Source organism: uncultured Olegusella sp. (genome assembly GCF_947253395.1).
Taxonomy (GTDB): domain Bacteria; phylum Actinomycetota; class Coriobacteriia; order Coriobacteriales; family Atopobiaceae; genus Olegusella.
Map to the genome: position 1 here is coordinate 1 of NZ_CAMXYY010000138.1, position 3354 is coordinate 3354.

Consider the following 3354-nt stretch of genomic DNA (forward strand, 5'->3'; position numbering starts at 1 on the left):
AGCTGCGCCTGCAATGAGACCGAGTGCTAAGGCAACAAGAGAGCCTGCAGCGAAGTTAGTGTCATCTCCTGTCTTGGGAAGTGCACGCTTAGTGGTCTTGGGAAGTGCACGCTTAGTGGTCTTGGGCTGAGCAGGTGTTGGCTTGACATCATAGCTGTTGGTGATGGTAAAGCCCTCTTGGGGGTTGCCCTCGATGCGATCTGTTGTATAGCCTGCAACAGGATCTTCTGTCACGCTGTAGCTAATAGGAACACCGTTGGTGTATTCAGGAAGGTCTTTAAACTCATGGTGCCAGCCAGAGGCCTTATCTAGCGTGACGCTATCAATTTCTTGCCCATCGGCAAGCAGATGTATGGTGACGCTTTTTGCAGCAGGTCCTACCCACTTCTTTTGAACAGGGATGGTGATGGTACCGGCAAGGGTATTGGTAATTGAGGCGATATCGTTTTTGACAGCTACAGGCTGGGTTGCTTGATAGTGTTCGACCTTATCTTCTGTGACCGTATAGCTAATAGCCTTGCCGGAAGCATTTACTGGCACAGAACCAAAGCTTCCCTTCCAGTTGCCATCCTTATCAGCAACAAGTGCGAGGGATTTGACCTTGCTGCCATTGGCAAGCAAATTTACGGTAATAGATGAGGGACGAAGGCCCCGTCCGTTGTTGTCGTCTATCCAGCTCTTGGTGACATTGATAGTGCGCTCGGCGGGACTGTGCGTATTGGTAACCGTAAAGCCTTTGGCCTGAGAGCCGGTGATAGAAGAGCTGTAGCCTTCAGGTACGCTAGGTTCTACCACACTGTAGGAGATAGCTTTACCGTCAACATCGTAAGTATCAAGATCTTCAAATGAGAAGGCCCAGGCATCTGCCTTGGTCAGGGTTGCACTCTTACCGGTATCTTTGCCGTTGGCACGCAGGCTCACTACTACAGAGTCAGGTCTGATGCCGTCTTGGTCGTTTGCATCATCCCAGACCTTAGAGCCTTTAATTTGAATCTTGGGGTTAATAAGGGTATTGGTAACTGAGTGTCCATCTGCTGCGTAGGTCACGGCAAAGTCCTGAGATGCCAGGCTCAACTTACCGTCTTTTTCTCCTTGCTCACGTACCGTATAGACATGAGCCTTACCTGAGTTGTCGTAAAGCTCAAGTCCAGCAAAGATAGCCTGCCAGCTTCCCGCAGCGTTGAGCGTTTGAGTGTTACCGGTCGCCACCCCATCATTGTTGCCACGAACGGCCACGTTGTGGCAGGAGTTTACATGCGGGTAGCGAAGACGCAGCCCAAACGCATGCTCACGCAGCTTGGCGGCATCCGTCATCTCGTCGGGTAGCGTGACCTCAACAATCATCATCGTAAGGCCCGAGCCCTTCCAGTTTTCCTGGAAGCGCACGGAATAGGCGTCCTTGGGAAGTCTATCTTTCCCCAAAGGCCCAGTAAACATCTACGCCTGCGAGGCATCCACCAAGGTTCCAGCGGGAAGCAGGTCATAAAACACCCCCGACGTGACCATGACAGACTTGAAGCAGCTTTGGTTCTCATTAGCCACTTCAGAAACTTCAGAATGAAGATCGATGTGGTTTCTGAAAAAGACATTGACCCAACGCGTCTGAAAGCCCGTGGCGGCATCGTCTATAAAGCATGTGCCGTCAAGCTGTGATTTTTCAAAGAACGTAATAAGGGAGAGATCTCTGAGCCGTGCAGCCGCGACACAGGCGTTCTGATAGAGCGTGTCAACGCTACTCTTCTGCTGTCCTCCCTCAGACAAGCTCAATGAGGCACTAGTGGCGAGGGATGTGGAATGGGAATAAAAGCTGATACAATAACGTATCAATATGTGACCTACAACACCCCTTGAGAATGACCTGCTCAAGGGGTGTTTTGTGTTCAAACACGAAGTGAGTCATACGAAAACGTAAAAGCATGACCCACGTAAATTTAGTCATATCGAAGCCAGTTTGCAGGTGGCTAACAAGTCGAAATACCCTATTCGACCTGCAATTTTTGTCGAATCAAGCAAACGCGGCAAAGAATAACAATTGATACGATTATGTATCATTACCTGCAAACGCGCCATCAACTGAACAGCTGCGACCCTATAGCCGCCCGCAGCTCTGAAACTAATACGATTTCGTATCAATTATTACGGGCATGTATTTTGCAGTTTGGGTCACGAACGGGTCACGGCATAAAAATAGCCTCTGACGAGGCTATCTTCGGTTCTGTTCAGGGAGTCTAGGCCTCGAAGGAGTCCTTCCACGCAACGTACTCGTCGCGCGTGAGCTCGCCGTCTTTCAGGTCCCTGTTGTTCCTATACCAATGATGGAGCGCCCTTGCCAGTGCCTCTTGGTCCTCGTTATCCATGTCTTCCGGAAGAGCCAGGACAACAGTGTCCCCAACCTTGATCGGCTCTAGGCAGAATGCCTCCTCCAGCTCGAACAGCATGTGAATCGCGTCGTTCGCGCCGCTTCCCCAATCGGACTTGAGAGACGAAGGGTTAACCTCGAGGCATCGCGCGATCTCGGTGATCATAGGCTCCTTCGGCGTTCGCTCCCCGTACTCGTACTTGCGCAATGAGACGGTAGAGATGCCGAGCATCTCGGCGAACTGCTCGGCGGTGTAGCCGCGCTCCCTTCTGATGCGATTGATCTTCTCTCCGATCTTCATCCGCCCTCCTGACCTGTAATACCAAATATGTTTTTCGGCGATTCCCGACGGAACATTCTACTGATACATAAGCGTATCAGTGATCGTGTCTGTAGTGCTGATACGTTTTTGTATCAATGGAAAGGACACATTAATGGACGGAAGACTCATTACGGCCAAAGAAGTGGCCGAGGACCTGGAATGCAGCATGCAGCACGCCTACAAGATCGTCAGGATGCTGAACGGCGAGCTAGACGAGATGGGATGCATCACGATGCGCGGGAAGACCAACCGCAGCTATTACGAAGAGAGGCTTTTCGGCAGAATCGACGAAATCGACCTGAGCGAGCTTGAGACGAGGGCCGGCCATGAGCGTTAGAAAGGACGCGAAGAGAGGCACCTGGCTCGTCAAGCTCTGCTACACGAACCGAGACGGCGAAGTCATCGACTCCACGAAACGCGGCTTCAAGACCAAGGCCGAAGCCCTGACATGGGAAAGGGACTTCCTGGCCAACGAGGCGAGGTCCACGAGCATGACATTCAAGCAGTTCGTCAAGGTCTATGCGGAGGACGTGCGTCCGAGGCTGAGGGAAACCACATGGCGCAGCAAGGAGTACATGATCAACGAGAAGCTCATCCCGTTCTTCGGCGAGATGAGGGTCGTCGACATCACGTCAAAGGAGGTCATGGACTGGCAGAACGGCCTCCTAAAGAC

General features: G+C 51.8%; 5 protein-coding genes. 2 read left to right on the plus strand and 3 right to left on the minus strand.

The window, feature by feature from the left end; genetic code table 11:
• The 3 genes from Q0X25_RS07935 to Q0X25_RS07945 form a co-directional block, all read right to left on the minus strand.
• Positions 1-1437, minus strand: a 1437-nt coding sequence (locus Q0X25_RS07935) for a Cna B-type domain-containing protein (protein ID WP_298580956.1), incomplete at its 3' end; no start/stop codon positions are given.
• Positions 1438-1761 carry a hypothetical protein gene (locus tag Q0X25_RS07940; protein WP_298580958.1) on the minus strand — a complete coding sequence of 108 codons (324 nt, stop codon included), beginning with the start codon at positions 1759-1761 and terminating at the stop codon, positions 1438-1440.
• Positions 1762-2228: 467 nt separating this feature from the next.
• Positions 2229-2660 carry a helix-turn-helix domain-containing protein gene (locus Q0X25_RS07945; protein ID WP_298580961.1) on the minus strand — a complete coding sequence of 144 codons (432 nt, stop codon included), beginning with the start codon at positions 2658-2660 and terminating at the stop codon, positions 2229-2231.
• Between the two features lie 133 nt (positions 2661-2793).
• Here Q0X25_RS07945 and Q0X25_RS07950 point away from each other — a divergent pair, with 133 nt between their 5' ends.
• Complete coding sequence (locus Q0X25_RS07950) at positions 2794-3018, plus strand: hypothetical protein (protein ID WP_298580963.1); 225 nt, start codon at positions 2794-2796, stop codon at positions 3016-3018.
• A partial coding sequence (locus tag Q0X25_RS07955) for an Arm DNA-binding domain-containing protein (RefSeq protein WP_298580966.1) occupies positions 3008-3354 on the plus strand: 347 nt, incomplete at its 3' end. The genes Q0X25_RS07950 and Q0X25_RS07955, both read left to right, overlap by 11 nt.

What these genes read in the sequence shown, in the direction of transcription:
- Q0X25_RS07950 (WP_298580963.1), top strand. Translation starts at nt 2,794, where the DNA reads ATGGACGGAAGACTCATTACGGCCAAAGAAGTGGCCGAGGACCTGGAA.
- Q0X25_RS07945 (WP_298580961.1), bottom strand. Translation starts at nt 2,660, where the DNA reads ATGAAGATCGGAGAGAAGATCAATCGCATCAGAAGGGAGCGCGGCTAC.